Origin of the sequence: uncultured Amphritea sp. (genome assembly GCF_937127095.1) — a bacterium.
Taxonomy (GTDB): Bacteria; Pseudomonadota; Gammaproteobacteria; order Pseudomonadales; family Balneatricaceae; genus Amphritea.
In genome coordinates, this window is record NZ_CAKZLP010000033.1 from 19,288 (window position 1) to 45,875 (window position 26,588).

37 protein-coding genes and 1 other RNA gene are annotated in these 26,588 nt (G+C 51.9%); 37 read left to right on the forward strand and 1 reads right to left on the reverse strand.

The genetic code is table 11. The features are described from left to right. Window position 1 precedes the first annotated feature (1 nt). A complete protein-coding gene (locus Q0499_RS07630) occupies window positions 2-3,130 on the forward strand; it encodes an efflux RND transporter permease subunit (protein WP_299197907.1) in 3,129 nt (1,042 codons plus the stop codon). Between the two features lie 386 nt (window positions 3,131-3,516). Here Q0499_RS07630 and Q0499_RS07635 read toward each other — a convergent pair whose 3' ends face one another. After that, the gene (locus Q0499_RS07635; protein WP_299197908.1) at window positions 3,517-4,416 is read right to left on the reverse strand and encodes a S24 family peptidase; all 900 of its coding nucleotides are present in this window, start codon (window positions 4,414-4,416) and stop codon (window positions 3,517-3,519) included. Between the two features lie 234 nt (window positions 4,417-4,650). Here Q0499_RS07635 and Q0499_RS07640 point away from each other — a divergent pair, with 234 nt between their 5' ends. From Q0499_RS07640 to Q0499_RS07815, 36 genes are all read left to right on the forward strand, one after another. Next, window positions 4,651-4,935, forward strand: coding sequence for a helix-turn-helix transcriptional regulator (locus tag Q0499_RS07640; protein ID WP_299197910.1), 285 nt, complete (start codon window positions 4,651-4,653; stop codon window positions 4,933-4,935). A 116-nt stretch (window positions 4,936-5,051) separates the two neighbouring features. Further along, a complete protein-coding gene (locus Q0499_RS07645; RefSeq protein WP_299197912.1) occupies window positions 5,052-5,516 on the forward strand; it encodes a hypothetical protein in 465 nt (154 codons plus the stop codon). 9 nt (window positions 5,517-5,525) lie between these two features. Beyond that, the gene (locus Q0499_RS07650; protein ID WP_299197914.1) at window positions 5,526-7,598 is read left to right on the forward strand and encodes a Mu transposase C-terminal domain-containing protein; all 2,073 of its coding nucleotides are present in this window, start codon (window positions 5,526-5,528) and stop codon (window positions 7,596-7,598) included. A gap of 41 nt (window positions 7,599-7,639) precedes the next feature. Then, window positions 7,640-8,377: an ATP-binding protein gene (locus tag Q0499_RS07655; RefSeq protein ID WP_299197916.1), complete on the forward strand. Its 738-nt coding sequence runs from the start codon at window positions 7,640-7,642 to the stop codon at window positions 8,375-8,377. A gap of 10 nt (window positions 8,378-8,387) precedes the next feature. Next, a complete protein-coding gene (locus tag Q0499_RS07660) occupies window positions 8,388-9,017 on the forward strand; it encodes a hypothetical protein (protein WP_299197919.1) in 630 nt (209 codons plus the stop codon). Continuing rightward, complete coding sequence (locus tag Q0499_RS07665) at window positions 9,017-9,385, forward strand: hypothetical protein (RefSeq protein ID WP_299197921.1); 369 nt, start codon at window positions 9,017-9,019, stop codon at window positions 9,383-9,385. The genes Q0499_RS07660 and Q0499_RS07665 overlap by 1 nt, the downstream gene beginning before the upstream one ends. Continuing rightward, window positions 9,378-9,668 (forward strand): hypothetical protein, encoded by a 291-nt coding sequence (locus Q0499_RS07670; protein ID WP_299197923.1) that lies wholly within the window; start codon window positions 9,378-9,380, stop codon window positions 9,666-9,668. The genes Q0499_RS07665 and Q0499_RS07670 overlap by 8 nt, the downstream gene beginning before the upstream one ends. After that, window positions 9,665-9,928, forward strand: coding sequence for a hypothetical protein (locus tag Q0499_RS07675; protein WP_299197925.1), 264 nt, complete (start codon window positions 9,665-9,667; stop codon window positions 9,926-9,928). Before Q0499_RS07670 ends, Q0499_RS07675 begins: the two co-directional genes overlap by 4 nt. After that, window positions 9,925-10,551, forward strand: a complete 627-nt coding sequence (locus Q0499_RS07680; RefSeq protein WP_299197927.1) for a DUF3164 family protein — start codon at window positions 9,925-9,927, stop codon at window positions 10,549-10,551. Before Q0499_RS07675 ends, Q0499_RS07680 begins: the two co-directional genes overlap by 4 nt. Before the next feature lie 8 nt (window positions 10,552-10,559). Next, window positions 10,560-10,724 carry a hypothetical protein gene (locus tag Q0499_RS07685; protein WP_299197929.1) on the forward strand — a complete coding sequence of 55 codons (165 nt, stop codon included), beginning with the start codon at window positions 10,560-10,562 and terminating at the stop codon, window positions 10,722-10,724. Window positions 10,725-10,733: 9 nt separating this feature from the next. Continuing rightward, window positions 10,734-10,973: an HU family DNA-binding protein gene (locus Q0499_RS07690; protein WP_299197932.1), complete on the forward strand. Its 240-nt coding sequence runs from the start codon at window positions 10,734-10,736 to the stop codon at window positions 10,971-10,973. Further along, on the forward strand, window positions 10,966-11,217 hold the full coding sequence (locus tag Q0499_RS07695; protein WP_299197934.1) for a hypothetical protein: 252 nt from the start codon (window positions 10,966-10,968) through the stop codon (window positions 11,215-11,217). Before Q0499_RS07690 ends, Q0499_RS07695 begins: the two co-directional genes overlap by 8 nt. Beyond that, window positions 11,216-11,278, forward strand: an RNA gene (locus Q0499_RS07700) — hammerhead ribozyme type II. Before Q0499_RS07695 ends, Q0499_RS07700 begins: the two co-directional genes overlap by 2 nt. Before the next feature lie 15 nt (window positions 11,279-11,293). Then, window positions 11,294-11,584 carry an HU family DNA-binding protein gene (locus Q0499_RS07705; protein WP_299197935.1) on the forward strand — a complete coding sequence of 97 codons (291 nt, stop codon included), beginning with the start codon at window positions 11,294-11,296 and terminating at the stop codon, window positions 11,582-11,584. A 213-nt stretch (window positions 11,585-11,797) separates the two neighbouring features. After that, window positions 11,798-12,241, forward strand: a complete 444-nt coding sequence (locus Q0499_RS07710; RefSeq protein WP_299197937.1) for a hypothetical protein — start codon at window positions 11,798-11,800, stop codon at window positions 12,239-12,241. Further along, window positions 12,232-12,678 carry a hypothetical protein gene (locus tag Q0499_RS07715; RefSeq protein WP_299197939.1) on the forward strand — a complete coding sequence of 149 codons (447 nt, stop codon included), beginning with the start codon at window positions 12,232-12,234 and terminating at the stop codon, window positions 12,676-12,678. Before Q0499_RS07710 ends, Q0499_RS07715 begins: the two co-directional genes overlap by 10 nt. A gap of 2 nt (window positions 12,679-12,680) precedes the next feature. Beyond that, a complete protein-coding gene (locus tag Q0499_RS07720; protein ID WP_299198038.1) occupies window positions 12,681-13,112 on the forward strand; it encodes a regulatory protein GemA in 432 nt (143 codons plus the stop codon). Beyond that, complete coding sequence (locus Q0499_RS07725) at window positions 13,105-13,527, forward strand: Mor transcription activator family protein (RefSeq protein WP_299197941.1); 423 nt, start codon at window positions 13,105-13,107, stop codon at window positions 13,525-13,527. Before Q0499_RS07720 ends, Q0499_RS07725 begins: the two co-directional genes overlap by 8 nt. A gap of 17 nt (window positions 13,528-13,544) precedes the next feature. Beyond that, window positions 13,545-14,036 carry a hypothetical protein gene (locus Q0499_RS07730; RefSeq protein WP_299197944.1) on the forward strand — a complete coding sequence of 164 codons (492 nt, stop codon included), beginning with the start codon at window positions 13,545-13,547 and terminating at the stop codon, window positions 14,034-14,036. A gap of 104 nt (window positions 14,037-14,140) precedes the next feature. Then, entirely contained in the window at window positions 14,141-14,662 is a 522-nt protein-coding gene (locus Q0499_RS07735) for a hypothetical protein (RefSeq protein WP_299197946.1), read from the forward strand. Continuing rightward, window positions 14,653-15,267, forward strand: coding sequence for a hypothetical protein (locus tag Q0499_RS07740; RefSeq protein WP_299197948.1), 615 nt, complete (start codon window positions 14,653-14,655; stop codon window positions 15,265-15,267). The genes Q0499_RS07735 and Q0499_RS07740 overlap by 10 nt, the downstream gene beginning before the upstream one ends. Beyond that, window positions 15,267-15,491 (forward strand): TraR/DksA C4-type zinc finger protein, encoded by a 225-nt coding sequence (locus Q0499_RS07745; RefSeq protein WP_299197950.1) that lies wholly within the window; start codon window positions 15,267-15,269, stop codon window positions 15,489-15,491. The genes Q0499_RS07740 and Q0499_RS07745 overlap by 1 nt, the downstream gene beginning before the upstream one ends. Further along, complete coding sequence (locus Q0499_RS07750; protein WP_299197952.1) at window positions 15,481-15,792, forward strand: DUF2730 family protein; 312 nt, start codon at window positions 15,481-15,483, stop codon at window positions 15,790-15,792. The genes Q0499_RS07745 and Q0499_RS07750 overlap by 11 nt, the downstream gene beginning before the upstream one ends. 3 nt (window positions 15,793-15,795) lie before the next feature. Further along, on the forward strand, window positions 15,796-16,092 hold the full coding sequence (locus Q0499_RS07755; RefSeq protein ID WP_299197954.1) for an ArsR family transcriptional regulator: 297 nt from the start codon (window positions 15,796-15,798) through the stop codon (window positions 16,090-16,092). A gap of 12 nt (window positions 16,093-16,104) precedes the next feature. After that, a complete protein-coding gene (locus Q0499_RS07760) occupies window positions 16,105-16,329 on the forward strand; it encodes a hypothetical protein (RefSeq protein WP_299197957.1) in 225 nt (74 codons plus the stop codon). Continuing rightward, window positions 16,319-16,867 (forward strand): DUF3486 family protein, encoded by a 549-nt coding sequence (locus tag Q0499_RS07765; RefSeq protein WP_299197958.1) that lies wholly within the window; start codon window positions 16,319-16,321, stop codon window positions 16,865-16,867. The genes Q0499_RS07760 and Q0499_RS07765 overlap by 11 nt, the downstream gene beginning before the upstream one ends. A gap of 133 nt (window positions 16,868-17,000) precedes the next feature. Beyond that, window positions 17,001-18,599 carry a terminase family protein gene (locus Q0499_RS07770; RefSeq protein ID WP_299197960.1) on the forward strand — a complete coding sequence of 533 codons (1,599 nt, stop codon included), beginning with the start codon at window positions 17,001-17,003 and terminating at the stop codon, window positions 18,597-18,599. Next, window positions 18,599-20,182: a DUF935 domain-containing protein gene (locus tag Q0499_RS07775; RefSeq protein WP_299197962.1), complete on the forward strand. Its 1,584-nt coding sequence runs from the start codon at window positions 18,599-18,601 to the stop codon at window positions 20,180-20,182. The genes Q0499_RS07770 and Q0499_RS07775 overlap by 1 nt, the downstream gene beginning before the upstream one ends. Further along, window positions 20,182-21,450, forward strand: coding sequence for a PBECR2 nuclease fold domain-containing protein (locus tag Q0499_RS07780; RefSeq protein ID WP_299197964.1), 1,269 nt, complete (start codon window positions 20,182-20,184; stop codon window positions 21,448-21,450). Before Q0499_RS07775 ends, Q0499_RS07780 begins: the two co-directional genes overlap by 1 nt. 102 nt (window positions 21,451-21,552) lie before the next feature. Then, window positions 21,553-22,020, forward strand: a complete 468-nt coding sequence (locus Q0499_RS07785) for a phage virion morphogenesis protein (RefSeq protein WP_299197966.1) — start codon at window positions 21,553-21,555, stop codon at window positions 22,018-22,020. A gap of 214 nt (window positions 22,021-22,234) precedes the next feature. Then, window positions 22,235-23,140, forward strand: coding sequence for a DUF6731 family protein (locus Q0499_RS07790; protein WP_299197969.1), 906 nt, complete (start codon window positions 22,235-22,237; stop codon window positions 23,138-23,140). A 5-nt stretch (window positions 23,141-23,145) separates the two neighbouring features. Further along, entirely contained in the window at window positions 23,146-23,586 is a 441-nt protein-coding gene (locus tag Q0499_RS07795) for a hypothetical protein (RefSeq protein WP_299197971.1), read from the forward strand. A 105-nt stretch (window positions 23,587-23,691) separates the two neighbouring features. Further along, window positions 23,692-24,825: a phage protease gene (locus Q0499_RS07800; protein ID WP_299197973.1), complete on the forward strand. Its 1,134-nt coding sequence runs from the start codon at window positions 23,692-23,694 to the stop codon at window positions 24,823-24,825. Then, window positions 24,822-25,208, forward strand: coding sequence for a hypothetical protein (locus Q0499_RS07805; RefSeq protein WP_299197974.1), 387 nt, complete (start codon window positions 24,822-24,824; stop codon window positions 25,206-25,208). The genes Q0499_RS07800 and Q0499_RS07805 overlap by 4 nt, the downstream gene beginning before the upstream one ends. Window positions 25,209-25,247: 39 nt before the next feature. Then, the gene (locus Q0499_RS07810) at window positions 25,248-26,141 is read left to right on the forward strand and encodes a Mu-like prophage major head subunit gpT family protein (protein WP_299197975.1); all 894 of its coding nucleotides are present in this window, start codon (window positions 25,248-25,250) and stop codon (window positions 26,139-26,141) included. Window positions 26,142-26,215: 74 nt separating this feature from the next. After that, entirely contained in the window at window positions 26,216-26,587 is a 372-nt protein-coding gene (locus Q0499_RS07815) for an HI1506-related protein (RefSeq protein WP_299197976.1), read from the forward strand. Window position 26,588 lies beyond the last annotated feature (1 nt).

The window sequence follows — 26,588 nt, forward strand, 5'->3', positions numbered from 1 at the left end:
GATGATTGCAGCACTGGTGGCCGCGGCAATAGATCGAAGCCGCACAAGCATTCTGATTCTGCTGTTCTTTCTCATTGGAGGGCTGGCCGCATTTCAGAGCATTCCAAAAGAAGCGGAGCCCGATGTCGCCATCCCTATTATCTATGTCTCTGTCGGCTATGAAGGTATTTCACCCGATGATGCGGTACGCCTGCTCGTTCGACCAATGGAAAAAGAACTTAAGTCGATAGAAGGCATTAAAGAGATGCGATCGGTAGGTTCTGAAGGCCACGCCTCGGTAACCCTTGAGTTTGATGCAGGATTCGACAGTGATACTGCACTACAGGATGTGCGTGAAAAAGTCGATATCGCTAAAGGCAACCTGCCATCCGGTGCCGACGAGCCACAGATACATGAAGTGAATGTCGCCTTATTTCCGGTGCTGAACATTGCCATCTCCGGGCCACTGTCTGAGCGCCTCAAGCTTAAAATCGCTAAAGACCTTAAAGATGAGATCGAAGGGGTTGCGGGGGTACTGGAAGTCGATATTGGTGGTGAGCGTGAAGAGTTGATGGAGATTGTGATTGAGCCTCAGCTACTCGAAAGCTATCAACTGGATTTTGAAACTGTACTGAATACGGTGGCACTCAATAACCAGCTGGTGGCAGCCGGTGCGATTGATACCGGCAGTGGACGCCAGGTATTGAAGGTGCCGGGCGTGGTAACAGATCTGCAGGATATGCTCAACATGCCGATTAAGTCAGCCGATGGAACGGTTGTTACGGTAGGCGACGTCGCCACCATCCGTCAGACCTACAAAGATCCGCAAGGGTTCGCCCGGGTCAATGGCGGTGATGCCATGGTGCTGGAGGTGAAGAAAAAAGTCGGCGCTAATATTATCGACACCATCGAAAGCGTACAGGCGATCGTTGCCGAGCGCAGCCAACTCTGGCCTCAAGGGTTAGAGTATGCCTACATACTGGATCAATCCACTCAGATTAAAAGCATGCTCAGAGACCTGATGAATAATGTTCTGAGCGGCATTATTCTGGTGATGATTGTGGTGCTGGCAGCAATGGGACTGCGGACATCATTACTGGTGGGCCTGGCGATTCCCGGTTCCTTCCTGTCGAGTATCATGATTCTCAACTTAATGGGCTTTACGCTTAATATCGTTGTCCTGTTCAGTCTGATTCTGGTGGTTGGCATGCTGGTCGATGGCGCTATCGTTGTTGCCGAGCTGGCTGAACGGCGAATGAGTCAGGGGCTTAGTGCCCGCGAATCTTTCCGTTACGCGGCAAGTCGCATGGCCTGGCCCGTTATTGCGGGTACGGCGACAACGCTGGTGGTATTCATGCCACTGATGTTCTGGCCAGGTGTTATCGGCGAATTCATGAAATATCTGCCTGCCACGGTGGTGGTCTGTCTCACAGCATCCCTGTTTATGGCACTTATTTTCATGCCCGTACTCGGCGCCGTCAGCGCCCGACGCAAGCAAACCGGCAGTGATACCGGTGATGAATATGCTCTGCCACAAACACCGATTAATCGCGCCTATACAAAGCTAATGGCAAGGTTACTGCATTACCCTATTGCTGTTTTTATCGTCGTTTTAGTGGCGATTGGCAGTAGTTACGGAGCCTATTCCGTATTTGGTAAAGGGGTTGAGTTTTTCCCCGATGTCGAACCCGAGATGGTGCTGATTAATCTGCACGCCCGGGGCGATCTATCCATCTATGAGAAAGATCAGTTATTAAAGGAGGTAGAAGGCAGGGTTATTGATCTGCCGGGCTTTAAGTCAATTTATGCCCGTAGTTTCAACCAGTCCTCCAGTGATGCAGCGGAAGATGTGATTGGGGTGATTCAGTTTCAGCTGGATGACTGGGACAAACGAGAGAGAGCTGCCGACATTCTTGCTCTAATACATAAACGAACCGCTGATCTGCCCGGCATCATCGTTGAAACCCGCAAAGCGGAAAACGGTCCGAATGCGGGTAAACCAATCAAATTGCTAGTCAGTGGCTACGATAGTGAGGTGCTCTACAAAACAGTCGGCGATATCCGCCAGATAATGGACGACATCGGAGGATTTTCCGGCGCCGAAGATGACCGTCCACTACCGGGGATCGAGTGGCGTATTCTGGTCAACAGGGAAGAAGCCGACCGCTATGGTGCCAGCATCGCTCTGGTGGGGCAGGCCGTTCGCTTAATAACCAATGGTATTAAAGTCACCGACTACCGGCCGGAAACATCCGATGATGAAGTCGATATCATGATCCGCTTTCCGGAAGACAAACGGAATCTTGATCAGCTGATGCAGATGCAACTGAATACCCGCTTTGGCATGGTGCCGATGTCAAATTTTGTTGAGCTTCAGCCTGCGCCTAAAACAGGCGTGTTAAAACGTGTTGATAGCCGCCGGGTGATCACCATTCAAGCCGATGCTGAAGAGGGAAAACTAGTGAATGACCTGGTGGTCGCGATGCAAAAGCGCCTGACGTTGCACAGATTTGACCCACAAATTCGCCTGACATTCAAAGGGGAAGATGAGCAACAGAAAGAAACCGGTGAATTCCTGGTCAGTGCCTTTGGTACGGCGCTGTTTCTGATGGCGCTGATTCTAGTCACACAGTTCAACAGTCTGTATCAGGCCGGGTTAGTGTTATCAGCGATCGTCTTTTCCACCGCCGGGGTATTACTTGGTCTGATGGTAGCAGGTCAGCCGTTTGGCATTGTGATGGTCGGCGTCGGTATCATTGCCTTAGCCGGTATCGTTGTTAACAACAATATTGTACTGATTGATTGCTATAACGACCTGCGCAGACAAGGACGATCGCCCTATGACGCCGCACTGCAGACCGGCAGTTTACGTCTGCGCCCCGTCGTACTCACCGCAGTAACAACCGTCCTCGGCCTGCTGCCAATGGTACTGTCGATGAATATCGACTTGATCAACCGTGATATCAGTTTTGGTGCACCCTCAACCCAGTGGTGGACGCAACTGGCCAGCGCCATCGCTGGGGGCCTGTCATTTGCCACCATACTCACTCTGTTCCTGACCCCCTGCCTGTTAGTGCTGGGCGAGCGCAAGTGGTTACGCCGTAAACAACCAGAGCCGCAGCCTGATGCCGCAACCGAGCAGGCCCGCTAAACGCCAGCCGAGAAACGAAAAAGCCCTGCATTTTACTGCAAGGCTTTATCGAAAAAAATAAGTGGTGCCCGGACTCGGAGCAATGGCCGCAGGCCATTACAACATCGCTGCTTTTCGGCGATGGCCCGAAGGGGGAGGAGCACAGCGACGAATAATCGAACCCGGTTGTGATCTAGTGATCTTATTGGCATATATAAGCGGGATATAGCGGGAATGGATGGGAATTAATGGGATGCCCGTGATTCGTGGGATTGAGCAAAATTTTACAGGATAATTGAGCGTGTTAGAAATTTTGAATTTTGCGGTTTTTGAATTCGAGCAATCCACTTTTGAGCGGGGTTTTTGTCACTGCGGACAAAATAGGCGCTAATAGCGATCCTTCGCTATTAAACGTCCTTTCCTATCCAGACAACCTTACCTATCACTTCCAGGTCATTCAGTTGCTCGGGCTTCAGCGTTTCCGGGTGATAGGCGGTGTTATCGCTTATCAGCATGATATCGCGATTCAGCAGCGTCTGAACGCGTTTAACGACCAGGTGCGAGTTCACACGAATAACATAGATGGCACCATCGCTTAGCTCTCGTTGGCTGGTATCTATCATCAGCGTGTTGTTATCGCTGATGGTTGGCTCCATGCTATCACCACGCGAGAAAACCAGTACCAGGTCTTTTTCGCTTAACCCCTTATATCGCAGCCATTTATGGCGAAACGCCAGACGGCGTGATGGCTGTTCGCTGTTAGGGAACGCGCCACTCCCGGCGGAAACCTCTACATTATAGCCAGGGATTAACGCGAACTCATTGGCTAGCTCTGCCTGTGAGCTGATCAGTGACGCTAAGTCCTTGATATGCTGCCCTTCAAAACCGTACTGCGCCACCCAGCTTGCGATCATCCGTCTCCAGTGTTTATCAACACCTAACCCCGCTTCAGATAATGCGCCATCAACAATAGGCATGGCATCTTCAATGCTTTGCATGCCTTGCTTCGCGTACACATCTTTTTCAGCATCTACACCGTAATCACCAGCAAATGATCTAACCGCGCACTCTCTCGGCTTTTCTTCCGGTGAAAGGTCGGCTGTAAGCATTGGGCCCTCTCCGGTTAAAAGCCAATTGGCATTGATGCCGAGCTTAACAAAGCCTTCTATGACCTTTCCTCCAGGAACTGAGCGATCACGTTCGTTATCCTGATAGCCACGTTTTTTCGAGCCTATAGCTTCTGCCATCGCCTCCTGAGACAAGCTTAAATAGTTCCGAGCGACCTGTAATCGTTCACCTGTACTCATTGCAAACCTTATATCTAGCTAACTTTTGCATTAAGCCAAACAATAGAACGTTAAAACGTCCCAATGAATAGCACTTAAAAATCAATCAGTTACACGGAAATCAACCAGAATGAACGGAATAACATACTTTTGCACGTAAAAACGTATTGCTAAGACACGTTTATGCGTGCTATGTTTGACATATAGCAGTGAGCCACACAGCTAAAACAAACTGGTTAATAAAGGCGTAAAAAAATGAGCAAGCAAAAAGCCCACTCAAATCAGGATTGGCATCGCCAGGATGTTCTGGCCGAGATCCGCAAAAAAGGCGTAAGCCTGGCAGAGCTTGGCCGTCATCACGGCTATGAAAATCCAACTACGTTATACAACGTTTTCAAAGCCCCTTACCCGAAAGTCGAGAAGATCATTGCTGAGTTTCTTGGAACTCAGCCTGAAGCAATCTGGCCTTCGCGTTATGTGAATAAGGGCGTTTCAAAGTTTAGCACCACCACGGTATCAACGCAGCAACAAGTAGCCTGATATAGCGAAGCCTATCCGCTTTTCCTGATTCGCTTTCATCTTAGTTACAGAAAAGCGCCAGGGATATACACAGAAAGTATTTTTGTTTGGATGGCGAGTTAGTCGAGGGAGTACAAATGGCCCGTAAAGATTGGAAACGGTTAAGAGCGCGAAGCATTACACATGCTCTGGAATTGTGTGTCGATCATGCGCGTGAAAAGCATAACAGAAGCGTTGACCAGATCGCCGAGCTGATGTGCGAATCAAGTTACAACACGCTCTATAAATGGCTTGGAACCGGTCGGATGCCCGCTATAAAAATCAGAGCTTTTGAAATGGCCTGTGGAATTGATTTTGTTTCTCAGTATCTCGCCTGCAGCGCCAATAAGCTCGTTATTGAGATGCCAACAGGCCGTAAGGCAGAACATCGTCAACTGAATGAGCTTGGGTCATATAGCAACAAGGTTATAGCTATGTTGCTTGATTTCTATGAAGACCGGAGCGAGCAGCAAGACGTGCTGGACGCTATTGCGGTGCTTATCGAAGACCTAGCACATCAGCGTGGCAATGTTGAGAAATACAAGCAGCCTGAGCTGCTATAGGGAAAGATTATGAAGCAATGGTTCACAGCTAAGGAGATAGCGTCAGCGTTAAACGTTGTTCATTCGACTATCGTTCGCCGTGCCGAGCGTGAGGGTTGGGAATCACAGCAGCGTATGGGCAAAGGTGGTGGCTATGAATACCACATCAGCAACCTGCCTCATGAAGCCCGTAACGCTTTAGAAGCGCAGCAGATACAAAGTATGCTGCCGCGCCTGCACGAGTCAAAAACAGTGATCGTTAAACCAGCATCGACACTGCAGGCAGAAACCAGCCTGACCCACCGCCAGCGCAGCACTGCTGATGCACGGGGCACAGTCATCAATGCGATTAGCGCCATGTGTGAAAACGGTGTCACCAAAGAAGCCGCTATTACGACTTTATTGACACAAGCCAGCACCGGGCAGTTAGAGAGTATAAATCCTGTGTTAGATGCGGCTTTGCGTCTGGCGAAAGATCCTCGCGGCCATTCAAATGAGAAATACCCCAGCCCTCGCAGTATTAAGCGCTGGTTTGCTACCGATGTTAAAGACCTTGCCCCAAAATCTAAGCGGGAATTAAAAGCGCCCGTCTGGGCCAACGCGTTCCTAATGTGCTGGTCGCGCCCAGAAAAGCCCAGCGTAGAGCATGCTTATCGTCAGTTCTCATCTAATTATGAAGGCACGCCCCCCAGCATCCACGCAGTACGCCGTTTCATCAACAAGATGGGCAACGTATCGAAGCAGAAAGGCCGGATGGGTGCCCGTGAGCTGAAAAACATCCTGCCCTTTGTTCGGCGTGATTTTAGCCAGCTGCTACCGGCTGATATCTACAGCGCCGACGGACATACACATGATGGCGAGGTTCAGCACCCGCTACATGGTCGCCCTTTCCGCCCGGAGATCACCACCTTTATTGATATTGCCACCCGACGTGTTGTGGGGGTGTCAGTTGACCTGGCAGAAAGCAGTATCGCTGTATTAGACGCCCTGATTAGTTCCTGCACCCAGGCGGTGCCAGCCCTGATCTATGTCGATAACGGTGGAGGCTATGCCAACGCACTGATGAAAGATGAAGCGACTGGTGTTATGGCGCGCCTGGGCAGCACAATGACTCACTCTCTGCCCTATAGCTCGCAGGCTCGTGGAGTGATTGAACGTGTCCACCAAACACTCTGGGTTGATGCCGCCAAAGGTGAGCATGGATTCATCGGCAAAGATATGGATCAGGAAGCCCGCCACGACCAATTTAAGCTAAGCCGAGCCGCTGTAAAACACGGCGGAGCAATGCACCTGATGGGCTGGGGCGCATTTATGGAACTCGTTAATGAGCGTATCAACTGGTATAACGCCCGCCCTCACAGCAGCCTGCCAAAGATTACGGATGCAAGCGGCAAGCGTCGCCACATAACCCCGGATGAGCTTTGGCAGCAACACCAAGATAACGGCTGGTCACCCATGCTTCTGACCGGTGATGAAGCGGCTCAGATCTTCCGCCCACGCACCACCCGCACTGTTAATCGGTGCGAGATTAAGTTTATCAACAATATCTACTTCAGTTATGACCTCACCGAGTGGCATGGCGAGCAAGTGCATATCGCGTACGACATTAACGACCCTAACGTTATCTGGGTGTATGAACCCGAAACAGGGACGCTGATCTGCAAAGCAGAGTGGAACGCCAACAAAGTCGATTACATGCCGAAGAGCGTCATCGACAACGCCCGTGAGCGCCGCGCAATGGGCCGGAAACGTCGCCTGGAAGTGAAGCTTGAAGAGGTAGAAGCAGAGCTAAATGGGCGCCCTGTCCTCGAACAGGAAGAACCCGCCTACATCCCCGGCATCGGCGCTATCACCCCGGATCTGCTCAGCAATCGGATGCAGCCCGTCATCGAAGAGCGGGAACCGGTAACCGTTTCAGCAGCGGAACGCTCACCGGCAGAGATGACAACAGACGAACGCATTGCACTGTATCAGGCATATCAACAGGGTCGCCCGGTACCTGATGCACATCAGTTCTGGTTTAAGAAATATAGCAGCAGCAAAGAGTTTACCGCCTGGGCACGGCGTGACGAAGAGATGGGACCAGAGGCTCGCACCCTCTGATCCCGGTGCCCATTCGAACTAGCAAAAGGAGCAACAGAAGCATGACAAGCATGAATGCATACGTCAACGGCGGAATCGCCGATATCGCTAACATCGGACTGTGTGATGTGGCGCTGGAAAAAGCAATGGAGCGAACCAGCAGCCTGCCGGGCATGGTGTGCCTCTACGGGCCATCTGGTTTCGGTAAATCAGTTGCAGCAACCTATGTGGCAAACCGCCGCCGAGCTTACTACGTGCAAGCGAAAAGCGTCTGGACGAAAAAGCACACGTTGGCCGCCATTCTGGCAGAAATGGGAGTAAAGCCATTAGCAACAATCCCTGAGATGCTCGACCAGGCCGCGCAAGAGCTTGCCATGAGCGCCCGCCCGCTGATTGTCGATGAGATGGATCACCTGGTCGACCGCAATGCAGTAGAGCTGATTCGTGACCTATACGAAGCCAGCCAGTCGCCCATTCTGCTGATCGGCGAAGAGCAACTGCCCAACAAGCTCAAACGCTGGGAACGCTTTCACGGCCGGGTGTTGAGTTGGGTGCCTGCACAGCCCGTCACACTGGCCGATGCCCGTAAATTGGTGCCCCTGTATGCCGGTGAAGTTGAGATAGCAGACGACATGCTCGCGCATCTGGTCGAGTTGTCCGGCGGCAGTGTGCGTCGGGTCGCGGTCAATCTCGAAATGATCCAAGACACCGCGCTTACCAGTGGTTGGGAATCGGTAGACCGCGCAGTCTGGGGCAAAACTGCGCTTTACACCGGTGAAGCCCCAAAGCGTCGGCTGTAAGGAGAGCATCATGACAGCAAGTGTAGTGATAGAACGCGAAGGTCATCGCAAACCCGCCCAGCTGGAAATGATTGGCGGTAAGTGTGCCCGCCAACGCATCTGGGAACAACTCCGCATCCGACGTGATGAGTTTCAGGTGCTGGCGATTGCTCAGCATGCCAATGCCGAGATATCAACCGTACAAACCTATCTGCAATGTTTACAGGCCGGTGGTTATGTCGAGGCAGTGACACGAGGGCATCTGAAAAAAGCCGTGTATCGGCTGGTGAAAGATGACGGCCTGGAAGCGCCCCGCCTGACCCGTAAAGGGGAACCAGTGAAACAAGGGCGGATATCCGAGGCGATTTGGCGAACCCTGCGCATTCTCGATGTTCTGGATGCTCGACAGATTGCAAACCACGTATCAGCCAGTGGCTTAGATGTGAAACTGGCCTACGTAAAAACCTATCTGTCGCTGCTGAAAAAAGCCGGTTATCTGCAGGTGGTGCGCGCCAGTACGCCGCACCGGCTAGAGCTAATTCGTCTTAAGCCAAACATGAATACAGGCCCTCGCGCACCACAGGTTCAGCGAGTGAAAACACTCTACGACCCGAACCTCAATAAAGTGATGTTCGCGGAAGACCCAGAGGAGCTTCAGTGATGACAACTGCAATGAATATTGACGTATCCGCCTGGGGGCAGCAGCCACCGCAGTTTATCCAGATGCTGGTCATGCTGGTGAAAGAAACCGGCAGCAAGAAAGCTGCAGCGTCCCGCATCGGTATCGATCGGGCCTCGGTCAGCACGCTGCTGGCCAACAAATATCCGGCCAATATTGCCCGGATGGAGCAGAAAATCATGGCCTACTGCGCAACCATCGAATGCCCAGTGCTGGGCGTGATCGAAAGCGCAGAATGCCAAAAACAACGCGAAATGCCGTTTATCAGTAGCAACCCGCAGCGAGTCGCACTTTACCGCGCCTGCCGCAATTGTGATCGAAATACAGCACAGGAGAACAACCATGACTAGCGCACAGGCGATCAACAGAGAATTGCCGGACGTTCAAAACTTGTACATCAAAGAGCGTCTGGCAAGCTCGATTTTAGCTGTAAATGTGTTGGCCGCACTGGGGCTGACAGTACTGTCTATCAACATCGAAACAGCAAAGCCAAAGGTTCATATCCAGCACGGTAAGGCTTGCGAGAGACTGCAAAATGTTAGCTATAAATTCTGGCCGACCAATAGCGGCCGTCGTAAAGAAAGCGTCGCATTTGTCTCTGGCTGTGAAGTTCATTGGGAGGAACCCGCATGAACTATCTGATTATAAATCTGCCGATGACTCAGCAAGAGCAGCGGCTGATCTTCTGGGGTGAAAGAAGCCGGTTCGACACTCCAGATCCGCACCAGGCGCTGGTGATCAATGAGGAATACGTAAACCTTAACCTGGAACGTTACGACAACGGATCCACTACTCGCGCAGTGTCCCAGGAAGATGCGATTAACCGCCCGATAGAGATTCTGAACACTCTGGGCATCACGCTTAAACAAAACGCAGCAGGAGAAGCCGCATGAACCACGCAGTGCAACAACATATCCCCGAAGGCTATCTGCAAGATCAAGCCGGTCGTCTGGTGCCAATAGAGTTGATCGACGAGATCGATCTCACTCGCAACGACCTGGTCCAGGAGATCGTCATCAAAGCGCGTGAGCTGCAGCAGGCAATGGCTACCTTCAAGCTAAACACTCTGGGCGATATCAGCGCGTTCGTTGACCTCAGTGCCGAACGTTACAGCGTAAAAATGGGCGGCAAAAAAGGCAACATCAGCCTGCTCAGCTATGACGGCAAGTACAAGATTCAACGGGCGATCAGTGAATACATCGTCTTCGATGAGCGTCTGCAAGTAGCTAAAGAATTGATAGATGGCTGCATTCACCGTTGGGCCGAAGGCTCTGATAACAAGATCAAAGTGCTGGTCGATCACGCGTTCCAGGTCGACAAAGAGGGCAACATCAGCACCGGCCGAGTGTTAGGGCTTCGCCGTATCAAGATCGATGACAGCGAGTGGAGCAAGGCGATGGCCGCGATCGCAGACAGCATTCAGGTCGCGGGTTCAAAAACCTATGTGCGACTGTATGAGCGGGTCGGAGAGTCAGAGCAATATCAACCGATATCACTCGATATAGCAGCGTTGTAGAGGTGAGTATGCAGATCCCCGTATCTCAGGAAACCATACACGATGTTGCCAACTGGGCTGCAGACGCGGTTTATGACGGTACCACCGAATTTGAGGAGGGTACCTACGAACAAGGCGTGTTGGATACGTTGCGCTGGATGACCGGGAACATCGATTCCCGGCCTGATGAATAGGAGGTGGTTATGAGCATTGTTACAGCAGAGCAGATGGCCAGTCACGTTGCTTTTTGCGCCCGGTTATCGCCCGTGCAGGCAAAGAGCGCAATAGAAGCAATCGGCAGCGTCATTCTGCAACAGTTAGCCCAAGGCCATGCCGTTGCTATCGAGGGGTTCGGCCTGTTCGAAGTGGCAACGCGGGAAGATGGCAGCAAGGGCGTTAAGTTTCGCCAGGCTAAGAAAATGCGGGAGGCAATCAATGGCTAAGGTTTTCGGTTATGACAGTGATGCACCGCATCGCGGCGAAATGGAAGCAGCCAATGTTGAAGCCTGGGAGGTGAAGCATTTTGGCGCTGATTCATTAAAAGGCCGCTTTGGCTGGGAAGTGTGCTCTACATCTTTTAAGGAGGTGCAAGTCAGTTTGCTTAAGCAGATGAAAGAGGAGTGTCTGTATCCCGAGTTAATCGAAGGTGTCAAAAAAACGAAGGCAGCAGACGTTCCTGTTATCTAAGCGAAACGCCCCGTCGGGCGTCTACTCAGCGTAGCGGCTGGGTACTGATGAGCAGCTAACAACTAAGGGGAAACTCATGAATAAAGCAGAACTGATTGAAGCGGTAACACAGCGTATGAAGATTCACCACAGCCGTGCTGTAAGTAAAACGGATGTTGATAACCTACTGGAAAGCCTTGGTCATGTAACAACCAATGAGATTAAAAGTGGTGGTGAAGTCACACTGCCAGCCCTGGGAAAACTTACGGTTGGAGTACGCGCCGCGCGCACCGGCCGCAACCCTCAGACTGGTGCGGCAATCGAAATTCCGGCCGCGAAAGTGGCGAAGTTTAAAGCGCTAAAGTCGTTGAAAGATGCCCTGAACTAAACAAAAAGCCCCCTCTGCATCGCAGAGGGGGCTTGGCATTGGTGTTGGCCATCCATAGCCAGCCACCTACCGGCTTTATCTTATCTAACCATTGCAGCGTAGCGCTGTAACCAGAAAAGCGGAATAGGAATAAATCCTAAATTAAACAAGTGATTTTCAATCAAAAGCGGCTCAGGGGCTGTTTCTGATTGTGAATAAACAAGCGAGATTGATATGAGCATCACAAAAGAACAATGGCAGGCCGTACAAAATGAGCTGAAAAACTCATTTAGTCGGGTGGTTTTTTCTTACCAGGGCAAGAAAATTCTGGTGCGTCGAGAGCTGGTTAAGGAAGGGCGATTTGAGTTGATCGTTTACTTTGATGGCACGTTAAGCATCGGTTGGGGGTGGAAAACGAGTGACCACTATGACCCTCTCACAGAGATACTTTGGCGCAAGCGAACTAAGTCGTTGTATGGCCCAAAGAAAAGAGCGGAAATTATCAAAAGCCTCGGTAAACGCAATGCAAAGGAATTGTTTCCAAAACTTGAGGAACATATGGAATGGTATGAGCCTGTATTCTCGACAGCCGCCGCGCTCGTTCGGCAATACAAGAAAGTGGCAGGGCTGAATATAGAAAGTATTGGCTTTCAAAGCGAGTCAGCAACATGCAACTAACCCGCTGCCCCATCTGCCATAGCCGCCTCAGCCTTGAATCGCTGGTTCAGGATGAAGCGGGGCGCGATCTGCTGGCATTGCTGGCACGGCTTGAGAAAAACACCGGCACTGCCCTGGTCACCTATATAGGTCTGTTTCGTTCCCCCAGCCGGGATCTCGCCAATGATCGTGCCCTGCGCCTGGCAAATGAGGCGTTAGAGCTGGCTGAGCCTAACGCCCTGACGGCCGCGCTGGTGCATACGGTGGAATCAATGCGGGCCAAGCAGCAGCTAGGCCATTTTAAGCCGTTATCAAATCACAACTACCTGCGGCGGGTGCTGGAAAACGGCCAGGGCGCGGATATACCGGCGTTGCCTGCAGGGCTTGCAACACCTCGTCAGAATGCCAGAGCGGTGGTTAGCAGCGCAATCATGGATATAAAGGATACAGACTGGTGACTATGTCAAAAGACCCACGAAAAGCAGCAATGGCTCAGATCCACATCGCTAAAAAGCAGCTGGGTCTGGATGACGACACCTATCGGCAAATGCTGCTTTCCCTTACCGGTAAAAACAGCTGCGCAAAGATGACCATCAGTGAATTGAAGCGTGTCATCAGTCATCTGAAAAAATGCGGTTTTCAGAATAAACCACAAACATTCGGGCAGCGCCCCAACCCAGGCGCGGGCCGTCGTGCATTGATGAGCAAGGTCGAAGCGCTGCTGGCGGATAACGGCCTGCACTGGAACTACGCCCACAGCATGGCCCGACATATGTTTAAGGTTGAAAAGGTTGAATGGTTAGAACCAGAGCAACTGCGCAAGCTGGTTGCCGCGCTGGAGATCAGCATTCGGCGGCAGGCTGCAAAACAGAGAGAGTCAGACGATGAGTGAAGAACAGCGAGATCTGCTGGGTGATGAATCATTCTCCAGCGATTTGCTCAGCCATCTGGATGCTATACCGCCCGAGGTGCAAAAGAAGTGGCCACGCGACCTGTCAGCCCTGGTCGATATCTACAGCGCTGCATTAGAGCGGCTGGGGTATAACGGTACAGAAGCTCAGAAAATCAGTCACACGCTGCTGGCTGAACAGTCTGTTTATTGTGGCGGTCGATACTTCTACCTGCCAAAGCTGGATGCGCTGAAAAAAGCGATACGCGATGTCGAGCTGCACAGAGACTGGAGCGAGCGAGGCGTTCAGCCAGATGAGTTGGCAGACAAATACAAGATATCGGCGACACATGTCTATCGAATTATCAAAGAGCAGCAGGCATACTATCGTAAACGGATACAGCCAGAACTGTTTTGAGAAAAGGAGTCTCAGCGATGATTAAAATCGTGTTTACATTAGTGTTAATGAGCGTAGTTATGCCCGTTAACGCAGAGATTTACAAATGTAAGACCAATGACCGCGTGGTGTATCAGTCAACCCCTTGCCAGCAAAGCGAGTCGGGGAAGGTTGATATTTACATTCCTTCCGTACCGGATAACGCTTTCGAGCCTGGCGATGTTGCAGATGACGACTATAAAGAAGAACGACGACTGCGTTGGGCAGAAGAGCAAAAGCGCTTAAACGAAAGATCTGACGCTATAAGGGAAGAGCGCCTGCGGCAAGAGCGTTTTAAGAAGATGATCTGGCATCATGAAGTTGCCATTGGAATGACCAAGAAACAAGCCGAGCGCTCCTGGGGAAAACCCTGTGATATCAATCGCTCCGTTTATGCCAGCGGAGTACATGAACAGTGGGTGTATTGCACAGGAAAATATGAACGTCAGTACCTGTATTTCGAGGGTGACGAACTGACAGGAATGAATTAAATACCCATAAAACATCTAACCTAGGTTAAACCCACCCCCCCCCAGATCCCCGTTAATCTGGAGTCCTAACGAATTAATGGACTTCAAATTAGCGGGGATTTTTTATGTCTGAAACCCATACACCAGAGCCGTTCGCTTTGGGGCGGCGTTCCAAAAAGAATCTGCAGCAAGTACATCCTGATCTGGTCGCCGTTGTAGAGCGCGGACTTGCCTTGTCGGCTGTCGACTTTGCAGTGACCGAGGGTGTGCGCGAGATTAAGCGGCAGCGGCGGCTTGTGAAAACAGGCGATTCTGCAACCCTCAATAGCCGCCATCTGCCCCGAGTGCCCACGAATAACCCAGAGCTGGGCGAAGTGTCCCATGCTGTTGATTTGGCTGCATGGGTGGACGGGACAGTTAGCTATGACTGGCCGTATTACTACCAGATAGCGGCCGCTATAAAGCAAGCCGCCGCAGAGCTTAACGTCGCTATTCGCTGGGGTGGTGGTTGGGCGTTGCTCGATACCTTCGACACACCAGAAGCCGCCCGTCAGGCATATATCGAGCGAAAAAACCGTCAGGGTAAAAAGGTTTACTCAGACGGCCCTCACTTCGAGCTGTGCTGGGAGGCATACCCATGTCTCTGATAGCAACCGCACTGCTCACCGCAGGTCCGTCGCTGATTCGTATGGCAGGCGAGCTGTTCGGCGGTGAAAAAGCCTCCTCTGTCTCTGAAAAGCTGGCCTCTGCGGTTGAGGTCGCTGGGGGTATGTCTACAGACGGCGCGAAAGCACATATAGAGCAAGTCGTTTCTGGCATGCCTGCCGAAGACGTTGCCGTTGTTATGCAGCTAAAAGTAAAGCTGGAAGAGATCGCCGCAGAGCGCGAAAAGAACCAGCTTAATCATCAGCTCGGCATGCACCACGAAACCCAGGAAACCATCCGCACCGAGGCTATTAACGGCACAGACTACGTCAAAGAAACCCGCCCGAAAATGGCTCGTTTATCAGGCTATTCCGGCACAGCTTATGTGCTGGGTGCCGAGCTGGTCAGCCGTATAGCGCCCCTGTTCAATCATGTTGAAGACGGTGTGTTGGTGGCATACACCATAGCGGGAGCCAGCCCAATTGTGGCAGGCGTACTGTATGGCCCGCTCTTCACCTATATGGGTATGCGTACCGTTGATGCGTTCAGTAAATGGAAGCAAACCCCATCCCCAGCAATAGATCTGATTAAAGGGATGGTGAAGTAATGCCCGACATTCTCGACCACGCAACCGATCTGGAGATGCGCCAGCGTCAGAGCGCGCTGGATAAAGCGTTGAAACACTCAGAACCAGAGCAGGATATCAGAGATGGCATGGTCGTCTGCATCGACTGTGCAACGCCCATCCAGCCTGCCCGACTAAAAGCCAAACCCAACGCAGCCCGCTGCATTCACTGTCAACAGATTGAGGAACAAAGACATGGACGTTAACTGGGATGCGGCTAAGTTCTGGCTGGATGTAATGCAATGGATATTCACTATCGGCATTGGTGTTGCGGTTTGGATTCGCACCGGGCGCAACCAGAATCGCACTGATATTCAAGCGCTGGATGATCGACAGGATGCGCTGGAGCGGCGGGTGATATCTGCTGAAGAAAACCTGAAGCATGCCCCCACCCACGAAGATATCGCCAAGCTGCAATCTCAATATTCAGCACTGGATAGCAAACTCGACCGGGTCACTAACACCGTCGACCGTATTCACGATTACCTGATGAACAACAAGGGGTAAACCATGCCATTTTCTCAATTTGAACAGGAAGACCGACGGCTGGTTTTGCTGCGACTGCTGGCCGAAGACGCTGACTATAAGATCAACAGCAGCATTCTGCAGCGGGGGTTGGAGCTGTACGGCCACAGCGTCAGCCGCGACAAACTGCACTCAGAGATCGCCTGGCTAACCGAGCAGGATCTGGTCAGCTATGAAGAGCTGAACAGCGTGCAGATTGTGGCGCTCACCCAGCGCGGACTCGATGTCGCTCAGGGCAAAGCGATTGTGCCGGGTGTAAAACGTCCAGGGCCTGGAGCCTGAAGGAGAATCGTTATGGCCGTTAAGCCTTTAACCAAAGCTCAGAAAACCGTTTTGGCATCATTCGCCCGCGTTGTAGTGGCTGCGGAAGTCTCTGCCAACATCAAAGGTCTGGAAGGGTTTAAAAAACAGTATCTGAAAGACGACCCCGAAGCCGCTCAGGCGGAGAGAGCTTTTCAGAAAGCAGTCATGGTAGAGCGGTCAAACTTGCTTAGGGGGCTGAAAGAAGATGGCGCGTAAATCCTCGATTGATCTGCTGCCCGCTGAGATCCGTGATGCGTTGCATGCCCTGCTAAGAGATCCCGCAGTCGGCCAGGTAGAAACTGCTCTGAAAGTCAACCAGCTGCTGGAGGCCGAAGGGCTGGATCATCGCGTCAGTAAGTCAGCAGTCAATCGCTACAGCATGCGGATGGATGCCGTCGGGGCCAAGATGCGCCAGAGCCGAGAAGTCGCCGAGATGTGGATTGGAAAGCTTGGCAATCAGCCGCAGGGGCAAGTTGGCCAGCTGCTGAATGAATTCACCCGCACGATGGCCTTTGAAACCTCCCTGGCATTGAGTGAAGGCGAAGAGCCAGTGCCACCTAAGATGCTAAAAGAGCTGTCCCTGGCGATTAAACACCTGGAACAAGCCGCCAGCGTTAACGAGAAACGCGAGCAAGAGATCCGCAAGCGCGCCACTGAAGATGCCGCCGAAGCGGTTGATGCGGTTGCTAAGCAGCAAGGGCTAACCCGTGAAGGCGTCAAGGCGATTAAAAAGCAGATCCTGGGGATTGCGTGATGTTCATTTTCAAAGCAACTAGGCATGCGCTCGGCTCAATGGTTATGTTTATCGGTTTGCAGTCGCTGCTATCCGGTCAATATGCTGTTGGTGTTGTGCAAGTGGCCTATTGCTTGTGGTTGAGTGCCGAACTATGACCTCCATCCTCCAGCAACCTCTAGGTTCAATCGCTGAAAGCAACCTGCAAGACCTACAGCGGTTTGACGCATCCGAAGTGCTACTGGGCTATCAGAAGCGCTGGATCGCCGATGAGTCAGTCCTCAAAATTGCTGAGAAGTCACGGCGTACCGGCCTCACCTGGGCGGAAGCAGCGGACGCAACGCTATGTGCCGCAACAGCTAAATCAGAAGGCGGTTGCAACCACTTCTATGTCGGCAGCAATAAGGAGATGGCGCGGGAGTTTATCGAAGCCGCAGCGATGTGGGCGCGTGCTTTCGATAAAGCGGCCGGGGAGATCCAGGAAGAACTGTTCATCGATGAGGGTAAAGAAGGCAAAGAGATCCTCATCTTTACTATCTACTTCGCCAGCGGCTTTAAAATCCAGGCGCTCTCCAGCAATCCATCAAACCTGCGAGGCATGCAGGGCAACGTCACCATTGATGAGGCTGCATTCCATGACCGGCTGGCCGAGCTGCTGAAAGCGGCCCTGGCGCTCACGATGTGGGGCAGTAAAGTCCGTATCATCAGCACCCACAACGGCATTGAAAACCTCTTTAATCAACTGGTCATTGATAGTCGTGCCGGTAAAAAACGTTATAGCGTGCACACCATCACGTTAGACGATGCCTGCGCGGAAGGCTTGTATAAGCGGATATGCCAAATTACCCGCAAAGAGTGGAGCCAAACCGCAGAGGACGAATGGAAAGCCGGGCTGCTGAAAGATACCGCAACCGAAGAAGACGCCCTGGAAGAATATTACTGTGTGCCTAAGTCTGGCAGCGGTATCTATATCAAACGCACGCTGGTCGAACGGGCAATGGTTTCCGATCGCTCCATTCCGATTGTGCGCTGGACAGCCCCCAAAGACTTTGAGTTAAAGCCCGAAGGTGAGCGCACGCGCATCATTGCAGAATGGTGCGAGAACGTCCTGCAGCCGCTGCTGGATAAGCTCAATGACAACCATCGTCATGTCTTCGGGGAAGACTTCGCCCGTAAAGGCGACCTGTCGGTGTTCTGCCCGTTAACCATTTACCCGGATCTGACAAAGCGTGTGCCCTTTCTCGTAGAGCTGGCGAACGCACCTTATGAAACCCAGCGCACCGTACTTTTCTATATTCTCACCCGCCTGCCTCGGTTTACCGCTGCAGCGTTCGACGCCACGGGCAACGGCGGCTATCTGGCCGAAGCGGCCCGACTGAAATGGGGCACAGAGATTGTTGATGCCGTCATGCTTAACCTGCCCTGGTATCGCGAGTGGATGCCAAAACTCAAAGCCGAATTTGAAGACGGCAACCTGGTAATCCCCCGGCACGAAGATATTCAGTCGGATATGAGCAAAATCCAGGTCAAGCAAGGCGTGCCGCAAATTGAAAAAGGCAGCGGTACCGGCAGCGATGGCCAGCAGCGTCACGGTGACTTTGCGGTGGCTTTAGCCATGGCGATCCGCGCGAGCTGGATGGAAGGCGGCAGTATTGATTTTATGGCCTTGCCTGGTAAGTCCGATCCGTGGGGCGGTGCCGACAATGACGACGATTACGATATATCCACTTATTCAAAACAGGGAGCCTGGTAATGGCTAAATCTACACTGGTTGATATCAATGGCCAGCCGTTTGAACTGCCGGATCTGGCCGAGCCGCAAACCGAAGCCGATGCTAAGCTGGCGCAGCTTCATCGTCACTACAGCGACCATCCTTCCAGCGGCCTGACACCAGCAAAGCTGGCGGCAATCATGAAAGAGGCCGAGCAAGGCGATCTGATGCGTCAGTGCGAACTGGCCGAAGATATCGAAGAGAAAGACCCTCACGTACAGAGTGAGCTGGGTAAACGCCGCCTAGCAATGCAAGGGCCAGACTGGAATATTGTCCCGCCACCGAATGCCAGCGCTGCCGAAAAGCGCGATGCTGAAATGATCGAAGAGCAGCTGCGTTCGGCCACTTGGCTTGATGAGGCTATTTTCGATTGCGGTGACGCTATCCTGAAAAGCTTCTCTAACCTGGAGCTGGGCTGGACGTTTGAAGATAAAACCCACTTTATCAACGACGCCGAATGGCGCGACTCCAGCTGGTTTAAAACCCACCCGGATAAACGGGACGAGCTGCGCCTACGTGATGGCAGTCACGAAGGTGAACCGTTGCGTCAGTTTGGCTGGATAAGCCACCAGGCGAAAGCTAAGTCGGGCTATCTGTCACGCCGGGGTCTGGTGCGCGTATTAGCCTGGCCGTTCCTGTTTAAGAATTACAGCGTGCGCGATCTCGCCGAATTTCTGGAGATCTACGGCCTGCCGCTGCGCCTGGGTAAATATCCAGAAGGGGCCAGCGAACGTGAAAAGCTAACGTTGCTACGTGCGGTCATGAGCATCGGCCATAACGCCGGTGGCATCATCCCAAAAGGGATGGAGATCGAATTCGAGAAAGCTGCCGAGGGTGCCAGTGACCCATTCATGGCGATGATCTCTTGGTGTGAAAAGAGTCAGTCAAAAGCGATACTGGGCGGCACCCTCACAAGCCAAGCCGACGGTAAAAGCTCAACCAATGCACTGGGCAACGTACATAACGAAGTGCGGCAAGAGATCCGCGACGCCGATCTGAAGTCTCTGGCGGCCACGCTCACCCGCGATGTGGTCTACCCCATGTATGTGCTTAACGGTAAATCGTTCAGCAGCCCCCGTCGAATTCCGCGGCTAGAGTTCGATCTGAATGAACCGGAAGATCTGCAACAGTTCGCCCAGCCGTTGAGCGGGCTGGTTTCCCTGGGCATGAAGATCCCCACCAGCTGGGTCTATGAAAAAACCAAAATCCCACAGCCCAATGAAGGCGAAGAGATTCTGCAGCTGTCCCAAATTTCCACGCCAGCGCCAGCCTCACCAGCAAAAAGTTCAAAAGAGGTCGCCCTCGCAGCGCTGAAAGCACAGCAGTCGGGTGCAGACGAGATCGATGCGCTGGTTGATAACGCACAGGTTAAAGCCGACCAGAACACCAGCGATCTGTTAGACACGTTGCGCCAGCTGGTCGACAACGCCGACAGCCTGGAACAGTTAACAGAACAATTGATGGCGCTGCCGCTGGACGGCGCAGCGCTAACCGACACCATGAGTCAGGCACTCACCGTGGCAGCCATCGCGGGCCGTTATGAGCTGCTGCAGGATGCTGAATAATGCCAGCCTACGGCAGCAAGCCTTTTAAAGAGGCTATCGACTATCTGCAACAGAAAGTGCCCCTGCCGACTAATGGCTGGCAGGATGTGTATGGTCAGCAACATGATCATGCTTTTATGGTGGCCGGTGCCAATAAAACCGCCATTATTGAAGACTTTCTGACGGGTATTCAGGCCGCGATTAAAGACGGTGAAACCCTGCACGCCTTTCAAAAGCGCTTCGACACCATTGTTGAAAAGCACGGCTGGAGCTATCACGGCTCCCGTGGGTGGCGTTCCCGCCTGATCTACGAGACCAATATTCGCCAGGCATACAATGCCGGACGCGAAGCCCAGATGGACGAACCGGGCTTTAAAAAACTGTTCCCGTACATGGAATATCGTCACTCAGGGGCCGAAAACTTCAGGCCGCAGCACAAAGCCTGGGACCATCTGACGTTAGCATCGGATGACCCGTTCTGGGGTGCGCACAGCCCATCGAACGGCTATGGCTGTAAATGTAAGAAGTTTCCTAAGTCAGAACGTGCCATGCGTCGCCTGGGTAAAACCGGGCCGGATATCGCCCCTGCAGATGAATTTAAAGAGTACCTGGACAAACGCACCGGCGAGATACGTAAAATTCCCCTGGGCATCGATCCCGGTTTTGAACATACGCCAGGGCAAAGCTGGCTCAGGCAAAGTACTCCCCACGTCCAGGAACAATGGCCCAGCACAATAAAATCTGTGCCCGTCGGCCCGGTCGCTAAACCGCCTCTACCTGCTGCGACCTCTGTTTCGTCAAAGAGTCTTATGGCTGACGGTCTGACAGATGAGCAATACGTGCAGGCCTTTCTGGGTGAGTTTGGCGAAGGTGACTTGATATTTAAAGATGTTCTGGGTGAGCCTATTGCGATTAACAACTATCTGTTTCGTGGGGCCGACGGCAAATACAAAGTATCGAAAGACAAACTACGCCACCGTTATATGCGCCTACTCGCCAGGGCAATACAAAACCCCGACGAGATCTGGGCAATACTCGAAACCGACCGTGCACGCCCGGGTAAATACAAGCTCAAGCGCCGTTACATCAAACGCTGGACGTTGATTGAAGGCGATGGAGCAGGACAGCCTATTCATGGGTTTAGTGCATTTGAGTACGGGCAAGGTATCTGGACGGGTAATACATCCTTTACGCCCCATAGAAAGCAACGCGGCCAAAAGGTGCCAGATAATGATGCCTATTTAGAGCGACAGCGTGAAGGTGTAAATCTATACGTAAGAAAGGGATAAAGTGGGTGCCGCGCTTCGCCGTTGCACCCCACCGACAGATCAGTGGACGGAACTCGAAGTCCTTGTCTGCCTGGAGAATCTTCATTATAGGATAAAAATAGAATGGCCGGAACCCAGCAAAGAATCAGCATCGACTATGACAGTCAGCCAGTGGCCGACCTTCTGGATCAGTTGATAGCAAGAACAGAATACACCCAACCGGCCATGATGGAGATAGCCGTCTTCCTGGAAGAGCGCACCCGCGACCACTTCGATAACGAAGAAGACCCGGACGGCACCCCTTGGGCACCACTTAAACCGGCCACAGTAAAGCGCAAGCAGCGCAAAGGCGTCCCGGTCGATAAGATCCTCCACGGTGAAACACTCCACCTGCGCGATACCATCTTCCCTTTCTGGTCTGCCGATGAAGCGGGTCTGAGCACTGGCCCCGGTACAGACGCTTATGCCGCCACCCAGCAGCTAGGTGATGAGAGCCGCAATATAGAGGCGCGGTCATTCTTTGGGTTGAGTAACGAGGATGAAGTGGAGGTTATCGATATCCTGGATGAATTTATTCAGGCAGAGGGCTAACAAAAGACGGCCTGAGCGGCGCTGTAAGGGATTGCAGGTGCTAATGGCTATGATGGCGCGTAAATAATTGGTATGTTGTTTCTAACGCTGGTCTAACGCCTAATTGTGTGCAATATTTATCTTTGTTAATGTAGTTTCAATTTAATGCACAACGGAAGCGCGCTGTTGTTGGCTGATTGCTAAGCTAACGCTTTCTTACGGACAAGGAATATGCATGACAGATACAAAGAAGTATGCAGTTAGCTTTTATACCGCCCACGTCACAGATGGTACTGATAGCCCTCCAGCATTGAGTGCCTTGCTCCGTCAAGCCGCTGATCAAGAGCTCCCCATAGAACATCGTGCATCCGGTCAAGTTCTTCAACTCCGAGAGATTGAGGTATTTGAAGGCGGACGTATGAAAGGTGTTCTTGCAAAGTTCAGAGATAATGACCTTCCTAATATTGGTGACAGATCATCCCAAGATGAAAGGCCTATTGACTTGGAAGATTCAGAGGGGCTGATAGAAAAAAACTATTTCCTTTATGACCCCGGCTTGGAAATGATGACTTTTCAGATTAATGGCAGCGGTTTGAATATTAATCAAGCCGCGGGATTACTTGGCGCGGTTTTAAGTAGAGATAGAATCATCGGAGTAGGCTTATCACCTGTTTTACGGCCCGATGCCGTTGATCGAATCATCAATGGGGATATGAGAGCACGTAAATTTGAAATTAGTTTTGCAAGGCCTACAGCATCTGAATTATATGATGCGCATAGAGATTTTACTGGGCCTTTAATGTCATTATTGAACGCTTACAATGGGGTGTCGTGCTCGGTTAGCATAAGTGCGAACCCGCCAGGTAGATCATCAATTCGCAATTATCTTAGCGATGTAGTGAAAGGGGGAATGGCTAATATAGTTGGCTCAACTGTACCTGTTAATATTTCAAAGATATGGTTTGATGATGACTCTGACCCAATCGATTTAATTGAGGATCGGATAAAAGGCTACACCAGTCCTGTTCGTTTGGAAGGACGGTACCCTGTCCCACAATCAATCTATAATGCTTTAGAACGTGTGCGTGAACAATATTTGGATGACATTCGCTTGGTGCTAAATGAACAGGGAATCGAGTAAATAAAATGCTTAAAAAGCTTATATTCAAGCCTTTACTGTATTTGCTATTAATGGCAACTGTTGGCTATTGGGTATTTGATCATTATTCGTCGTTCCCTGTTGGACGACCTGAGCAACTTATCGCAAATTTGACGGGGCACTCAGTAACTATTATGAGTATTCTGGTGGCCGCTGGTGCAATTCTTATGAGCATCGCAAGTACCAGATTAATTCGGAATCTAGTTCGTACCAACCATTATCATAGGTTGGTGACTAGTTTGCTGATCTCAATAATTCTTTTTTTGAGTTCAGCTGTTATAGGTATTATTGCTCTTTATTTACCCACTGAGCTTGTACGAGTATTTCTTGCCGGGCTATCCGGATTATTTGCAGTAGGAGTAGCAAGCTTTGCTGATACTGGTTGGAAGCTTTATGTAGTATTAAATGCTTTGCATCAACGGCCATAAAGAGTAAATACGGGCTCATAAATATGTGATTTTTTAGCTGAGATCCATTAAAACATCTAACGACGGTTAAACCCACACTACCACCCATGCCGCTAATCTGGCGGCATGAAGACGAATCAATCACCCCACTCAATCGCTGTACTGTCAGCCACCAGCAACGCCAACCTCGGCGTTGTTGCGCTGTCGTTTGAACTAAACGACTCAGACGCTGGCTGGTGCCAGCTACTCCCCGCTGGTGAATTCAGCGCTGTTGATGGCCGTCCCTTTGATGTGCCTGGCGGCAAGTGGAATCTAACCGCAGACATCGCCCAACGTCTTATCTCAATTGCCCAGACGGCTGCAAATGACCTGGTGATCGATTACGAACATCAAACCCTGAATGCAGACAAAAATGGTCAGCCCGCCCCCGCTGGCGGCTGGTTTAAAGAGCATATGGAATGGCGGGAAGGTTCTGGCCTATGGATTAAGCCGACGTGGACCTCCCGCGCCCTCGAATATATCAAAGGCAAGGAATACCGCTTTCTGTCTGCCGTTTTTCCCTACGACAAACGCACCGGCGAACCTCTTTTTATCCACAGCGCAGCGCTGACCAACCGTGCCGGTATCGATGGCATGCAAGACCTCGAAGCCCTTTGCGCACAGATCGTTCCTCACCCTACCCACGATAACCAACCCCAGGAGAATCCTGTTATGAACGAAGCAATGCGTAAGCTGCTGGCCCAACTCGGCATTGAGCTGAAAGAAGGCGTTCAGCTGACCGATGAGCAGAGCACAGCGGCATTGAGCGCGCTGGGCGCATTGGCCAAAAAAGCCGCTAAATCAGAAGAGCTGACAACCGAAGTCGCGGCTCTCAAGGCCAAAGATGGTGACATCGATCTCTCAATGTATGTGCCTGCGGCAACTTACAACGCCCTGGTCACACAGATGGCGGTGCTGAAAGCCGGTTCTGATGAGGCAAGCCTGGAGCAGCTGCTGAAGGATGCTAAAGCAGAGGGCAAAGTGCTGGCCGCCGAAGAGGACTACCTCACTCAGTTTGGCGAGCAACAGGGGGTTGCTGTACTGAAGGCCATGCTTGATAGCCGCCCCTCCCTGGTTGCGCTGAAAGCCCAGCAAACCCAAGGCAAAAAGCCAGAAGGAGAAAAGGCTGACGATCTAACCGCTGAAGATCTGGCGGTACTGAGTGCCACCGGGCTGGATAAAGCGGCCTTCCTTAAATCAAAACAGGAGTTGAGCCAATGAGCGCTAAAGCAGAGCGCGTAGGCCGTAAGCGCGCCTACGGAGTAAAAGCCGGAGTCACCCTAAACGCTAACACCCCGACCGTATTGGATGCGGGCTATCTGACCGCCGTCACTGATGGTTCAGGTGCCGCACTGAGTGCCGGTGTAACCACCTTTGAAGTGGATAACAGCGCCGGATCTAACGGCACCATCATGGCCGAAGTGGTTTCGGGTGAACATAAGTTTACCAATAGCGGCGATATCGCGGTGACGGATGTCGGTGCGACCGCTTACTTCGTGAATGACTCCACGCTCTCAATCGATCACGCCACCAACACCCTCAATGCCGCAGGCAAGATCATCCAGGTGGACGGGGATGGTGTTTGGGTAGATCTGGGTCAGTAAGCCCGGTTTAACACTTAATTTTAAGGACAGGATAAAACGATGAATATTACGCCAAGCGCACTTAAAGCGCTGTATGCAGCTGTTAACGCCGCGTTTCAAATCGGCCGAAGCTCTTACACTCCTCTCTGGCCAAAAGTCGCCACCTTGGTGCCCTCAACGACGGCCCAAGAAGATTACAGCTGGCTCGGCGAGTTTAGCCGTCTGCGCGAGTGGATCGGCGATCGTCAGATCAACCGCATGAAAGTCTATGACTATTCGCTGAAAAATAAAAAGTTCGAAGCGACCGAAGGTATCCCCGCCGAGCGTATCGAAGATGACAATTACGGCATTCTCAACCCTAAGTTTCAGGATATGGGATACGCATCATCCACCCACCCCGACGAGTTGATCTTTGCCCTGCTCGCTGCCGGTTTCACGACAACCTGCTATGACGGCCAGTATTTCTTTGATACCGACCATCCCGTGGGTGAAGACGGTAACGAGCAATCTGTCAGCAATATGCAGGCCGGTGCAGAAAGCCCTTGGTTTCTGCTGGACACCACCCGGCCACTTAAGCCGCTGATCTATCAGCGCCGCCGTGACTACCGGCTATTGGCTAAAACCGATGCCGGTAATTCCGATCACGTATTTATGGCAGACGAATATCTCTACGGAGTCGACGGTCGAGGCAACGTAGGCTTTGGTTTTTGGCAGCAGGCGTTCGGTTCAAAAGCCACGCTCAATACCGCCAACTTTGATGCAGCGGCTGCGGCAATGGGTGCACATAAATCAGACAAAGGCCGCCCACTGGGCATTATGCCAAACATGCTGATTGTCGGGCCGAGCAAACGCGCCGCAGCGAAAGCGGTTGTTGAAGCTGAGTACAAAGCCCAGGGCGAAAGCAATACCAACTACAAAGCGGTTGAAGTGGTAGTTGTGCCTTGGCTGATCTGATCAGCGGCGCGGGCTAACACCGTTTTAGAGCAAGGACGCTCACCTATAAATCTATTCCGAGAGGAAACCATGCAATGTCTAAAGCAACGATTATTGTCATTTGTGCAGCAGGTACTGGCTATCGCCGGGCGGGTGAAGTTTTTCAGCAGGGCCGTAATGAGTTCCCCGCCGATCATTTTAACGAAGCACAGCTGGAGCAGCTGCGTAGCGATCGCCGCACAGAGCTGCTGGAAGGCGAAGCAGTTAAGGATAGCGAAGCGCAAGGGGCCGTGGACGCAAAGCGCCTGGCAGAGCTTGTAGCTCACATAGGTCAGCTGGACAAAGAGGATGCCGCACTCTGGAAAGAGGACGGCAGCCCCAAGGCCAACGCATACCCCAAAGGCACTACCGCCGAAGAGCGTGATGCCGCCTGGGAAGCGTTCACTGACGAACTGGATAAGGCGTAAG